Source organism: Pontibacterium sp., from assembly GCF_041587635.1.
Lineage (GTDB): Bacteria > Pseudomonadota > Gammaproteobacteria > Pseudomonadales > Balneatricaceae > Pontibacterium.
Window position 1 is genome coordinate 1 of the sequence record NZ_JBFGYC010000275.1, and the last position, 5,272, is coordinate 5,272.

Genomic DNA, 5,272 nt, shown 5'->3' on the forward strand with positions numbered 1-5,272 from the left:
TCGCCTTACGATACTGGGTGACAGAACCGAGGCCTTCACTCATGCGACGCGCCACTTCATGTGCATCATCAACAATGATCTCGTAGCACTGACGGGCTTCTTCCCCCAGCGTATGACGTATAAACTGATCCACCGTCGCAAAATACTCCTCACTTCCGGCAGGACCGCTAAAGATCAGCGGAAACGGTATATTGCTGTTGCGCTCATGCAATAACAATCCAAGAATATAGAGAATCTCCTCAGCCGTACCAGCACCACCCGGGAACACGATGATACCGTGACCCAAGCGCACAAAGGCTTCGAGACGTTTCTCTATATCCGGCATGATGATCAGCTCATTCACGATCGGATTAGGACTTTCTGCCGCAATGATGCCGGGTTCAGAGATTCCCACATAACGACCATCATCAATGCGCTGTTTGGCATGCGCTATAGTGGCACCCTTCATCGGCCCTTTCATCGCACCCGGTCCGCAGCCAGTACAGATATCCATACCCCGCAGGCCTAGCTCATATCCCACTTTTTTGGTGTATTCGTATTCGTGACGACCGATCGAATGCCCACCCCAACACACCACCAGATTTGGCTTAACGTGCGGTCGGATGGTTTCCGCATGGCGTAGAATATGGAACACCATATTACTGATGGTCGCAGATTCATTGAGCCCCGCACAGCATTTATCCAGTTCATCGCCCACGTACAGCAAGTCACGCAACACTGAAAACAGGTGCTCACGGATACCGGTAATAATTTCACCATCCACAAATGCGCTGGCAGGTGCGTTAATCAGATCAAGCTGCACACCACGATGTTTCTGGCTGATCTTGATGTCAAAATCACGGTATTTCTCCAGCACCATCTTAGTGCTATCAAGCTCACTGCCGCAGTTTAATACCGCCAGACTGCATTGACGAAATAGCTTATACAGACCGCCTTGACTGGCGTCATGAAGCTTAGCGACTTCATACGGGGAAAGAGTATCTAGATTATCCAGTGGCGTAACACTGGTGGTAACGAATTGTTCTGTGTTCATGTAATCCACCTCCTTGGGCAGTCAGACACAGCAATCGTGCCACCCTTTCTCTGGTGGCCTGTGCCTCTTCATGTTCATTTATTGTCATACTTCAGACCAATGACATTTCCATGAAGTTCACAGAATCACTATAGATTATTTCCAGTACCCTGCCAAAATCGGTTAATTTTCAGCCAGTTAACCTTTTAATAATTGCGTGATATACGCAGGCAATACTTCACTTGCGGCCCCATATATATGCTCATCAAAGGCTGACTCCACCCGCGAGGGCTCCAGATTGAGTTCCACCGTGTGTGCGCCTGCTGCATTCGCCACCTCAACAAAACCTGCCGCCGGATACACATGCCCCGACGTACCAATCGACAGGAACAGATCACAGCTATCCAACGCACTATAGATCCGATCCATATGCATCGGCATCTCACCAAACCAAACAATATCAGGGCGCAACAATCCCGCTTCACCACAGCAATCACAGAGATCAGCCGGCGAACTTGCCCCCTCAAAGAAGGACACTTCGCCGCTTTGTCCACACCGCATGTTCAGCAGTTCGCCATGCATATGAAGCAGATTATGGCTACCGGCCCGCTCATGCAGATTATCAATATTCTGGGTTACCAGAAGCACGCTGCCAGGATGCCTCGCCTCCAACTCCGCGAGCGCATAATGAGCAGGGTTTGGCTGAATTTCCGGTGATAACAATCCCTGACGGCGTTCATTATAAAATCGGTGAACCAGTTCCGGATCACGCAAAAACGCTTCAGGCGTGGCGACATCTTCAACCCGATGGTCTTCCCACAAACCGTCCGCAGCGCGAAATGTTCGAATGCCAGATTCTGCCGAAATACCGGCCCCCGTCAGGATCACTATCGCTTCCGCACCCATCGTTTAATCTCCACAAAAAATCTTGTTGTCACAATACGGCAATGCTTGCATAACTAGACTATCTTTGAATTCAAGGTAACCGAAAAAAACGAACCCGTACAATCGGTTGCCTGACTCACAAGGCGACTCGGTCCAACAGGAATACACCTGTTGATGAGATCGCTAACCTGCAACACCGGAACAGGAACAGGCGTTAACCACAGGGACAACGCCCAAAAATCAACATCGCAGCAGCAGAGGATGATGCCCAACGATGTTATGCAGTGACCTGAACCACCCTACCCGACCTCGCAGCCTCTACCGGGCCTGTAGCTGGTTTACCCGCGCCTCTCACTCTCTGGAAATCAGCCACCCGGCGTCAGAAGGAATCCGCCATGACAGCATCTAAGCTTTATATACTGGATACCAACGTACTGCTTCATGACCCTAAGTGTCTGTATGAGTTCAAGGAGCAGGATATCGCCATTCCCATGACCGTTCTGGAGGAACTGGACGACATCAAGGATCGTAAGAAAAACGTGTCCTCGGAAGCACGTCATGCCATTCGCGCAATCGATCAGATCCTGAGTGGAGCCGACACATCTGCTCAGATCACCAAAGGCGTACCGATTAAGCAAAATGCACTCGACGGTGTTGATACCCGACTGGGGAAATTGAGTATCTTCCCCGATCACGAGCTGACGATGCGCCAGGGTTTTTTACCCAACGACCACAATAAAGATAATTTGATTATCAACTGCGCGCTGCACCTACAGGCAACGAACCCGCATCGCGAGATTATCCTAGTCACCAAAGATATCAACATGCGACTGAAAGCGCTTGGTGCCGGACTCCTGAAGGTTGAAGACTACCGCACCGACCAGCTGGTTTCCGATATTGAGTTGCTGCCTGCCGGGCACTACAAAATGGAAGGTAATTTCTGGGAGCATGTCCCTGATGTGAAGAGCTATCAGGAAGGTAAATACACCTTTCATCAGATTGATCGCAGCATTTTGCCCAATACCTATCCGGCAGAATATATCTACGATGACTCCGATGGTTTTGCAGCACGGGTGATCAGCGTTGACGAAGAGACGGTCACACTGCAAGACCTGAATCACGAACGGATCATGCAACAGAACTGCTGGGGCATCGAGCCGATCAACATTCAGCAGGCCTTTGCCATGCAGGCCGTACTGGACCCATCCATTGATCTGGCGATACTGAACGGTGCTGCTGGCTCTGGTAAAACCTTAGTCGCGCTGGCCTGTGCACTGGAGATGGTGATTGAGGACAAACAGTTCAACAAAATCATCGTCACCCGATCTACACCGCCGGTAGCGGAAGATATCGGTTTCCTGCCAGGTACCGAAGAAGAGAAGATGACCCCTTGGTTGAGTGCAATCCACGATAACCTTGAGGCGATGCATGAACAGGACGAACGCCCACAGAGCAGCGTTAAATACGCGATCGAAAAGGCCAACATCCAGTTCAAATCTCTGAACTTCATTCGCGGCCGCAGTATTCAGGATGCACTTGTGCTGATTGATGAAGCGCAGAACCTGACCCCGTCTCAGCTGAAAACGATCATCACCCGCTGCGGTAAAGGTTCCAAGATGATCTGTCTGGGTAATCTGGCGCAGATAGACTCTAACTACCTGACGCCACTGACCTCAGGCCTGACCTATATTGTCGAACGCTTTAAAGATTATCCGGGCGCCGCCAATGTCCATCTGGAAGGCATCTTCCGCTCAGAACTGGCTGAATATGCGGAAGAGCATCTCTGATTGTTAACGAAAGGTAACCCGCCGCGATAGACGCGACTAAAGTATAAAAACCTTTGAGTGCCGCACTGTCTCTGACATTGCGGCACTTTTACCTCTCGGCCAAAAAATAATCTGACCGCCAGATATTCCATTCCGACGCGTTATCCCTATAATCCGCCGCAACAAAACAATAATAATAAATTCACATACGCGACATTGAATCAGAAATAAAAATAAAACGCTGAATTTCGTCGCCTCAGATTCAAACTTACCTCTCTAACATGCCCAGTCATGGATTCTGTAAGTTCCCCGTTTGTGTAACGGGGTCTGAGATTTCTTATGTTCCATATTCTGTACCAGACAATTCAACTCCAGTTCCTTCCGGAAGCCGAGTGGCACACGTGTGCTTTCACGACTTCCCCTTTACTTATGCCGGACGACGGTCCGGCAGTTTTTCTACCGCTCAATTGCGATATACTCTACCGATGTCTCAACTTATCCACCGGCTCAAATGGGGCCTGCAAAAACTCCTGATCCTGCCCATCCGTGGTTATCAGTATCTGATCAGCCCCATGCTGGGCAGCAACTGTCGTTTCTATCCAAGTTGCTCCCACTACATGATTGAAGCCATCGAAACTCACGGCATTCTGAAAGGCGGTTATCTGGGTATCCGTCGTATTCTGCGTTGCCACCCCTACAGTGACGGCGGTATGGATCCGGTACCTCCCCGTTGTGGTTGTGAACATGGTCATACGGATGAAGACAAACACGACGCTCAGACAAAACACTGAGGTCACCTTAAGTCAGCCTCTCCGGCCGACCAAGTAAATTTGACCTTCCCACCCTTCCCCTCTGATAACCATTTAATTTAAGTCCTGCTCCACTCAACGCTACGAACTCGCCAACATTTCATGTAAGCCCTTCTATATCACCCAACCCCGTCAACATTGTACAAAAATCATACAGTTATACGCTATTTGACCATCTATTCTTTGACCAGAGAACAAGATCAGGCTATAGCTATAAAGATAACGTCCGGCCCGCTGATGTAAGGTTGCCTATGTTTAATCCGTATGCCGTCATTTTAATTGTGACTATCTATATGGCCCTGCTGTTTGCGCTCGCGCAGTGGGTCGAGAGACGCAACCAGCTGACCGGAAAACAGATCAGCAGTCCTTGGGTCTATGCGCTGTCACTTGCCGTATATCACACATCATGGACTTTCTATGGCAGCGTAGGTTTCGCAGCCAATTCAGGCATGATGTTTCTGGGTGTCTACCTGGGAAGCCTTATTGCCATTCTTTTCTGGCACGTCACCCTGCGAAAGATGATTCAGGCAAAAGAAACCTTCCGTATTACCAGTATTGCCGACTTTATCTCCACCCGTTATAACCGCTCACAACGCATCGCCGCACTAGTAACGATCATCGCCCTGCTCGGCATCGTGCCATATATCGCGTTGCAGCTAAAAGCGGTGATCAGCTCCTTTAACCTAATCACTCACGACAGTGCAGAGATGATGGACTGGGGCCTGTCCGGACTCTTTGTAACGTTAGTGATGATCGCGTTCACCATACTGTTTGGTGTACGCCGCCTCGATCCGACGGAA

General features: G+C 49.7%; 4 protein-coding genes and 1 pseudogene. 3 read left to right on the plus strand and 2 right to left on the minus strand.

Annotation, left to right across the window (positions count from 1 at the left end):
• The coding region (gene ppnN, locus ABYW01_RS13270; protein ID WP_372833452.1) for a nucleotide 5'-monophosphate nucleosidase PpnN at nucleotides 1–1,033 on the minus strand (1,033 nt) is incomplete at its 3' end.
• A 177-nt stretch (nucleotides 1,034–1,210) separates the two neighbouring features.
• Nucleotides 1,211–1,918, minus strand: coding sequence for a Sir2 family NAD+-dependent deacetylase (cobB, locus tag ABYW01_RS13275; RefSeq protein WP_372833454.1), 708 nt, complete (start codon nucleotides 1,916–1,918; stop codon nucleotides 1,211–1,213).
• 374 nt (nucleotides 1,919–2,292) lie between these two features.
• Here cobB and ABYW01_RS13280 point away from each other — a divergent pair, with 374 nt between their 5' ends.
• From ABYW01_RS13280 to ABYW01_RS13290, 3 genes and pseudogenes are all read left to right on the plus strand, one after another.
• Nucleotides 2,293–3,684, plus strand: a complete 1,392-nt coding sequence (locus ABYW01_RS13280) for a PhoH family protein (RefSeq protein ID WP_372833457.1) — start codon at nucleotides 2,293–2,295, stop codon at nucleotides 3,682–3,684.
• 464 nt (nucleotides 3,685–4,148) lie between these two features.
• Entirely contained in the window at nucleotides 4,149–4,454 is a 306-nt protein-coding gene (yidD, locus tag ABYW01_RS13285; RefSeq protein ID WP_193953057.1) for a membrane protein insertion efficiency factor YidD, read from the plus strand.
• Between the two features lie 269 nt (nucleotides 4,455–4,723).
• Nucleotides 4,724–5,272 (plus strand): annotated as a pseudogene (locus ABYW01_RS13290) (hypothetical protein); the annotation flags it as partial.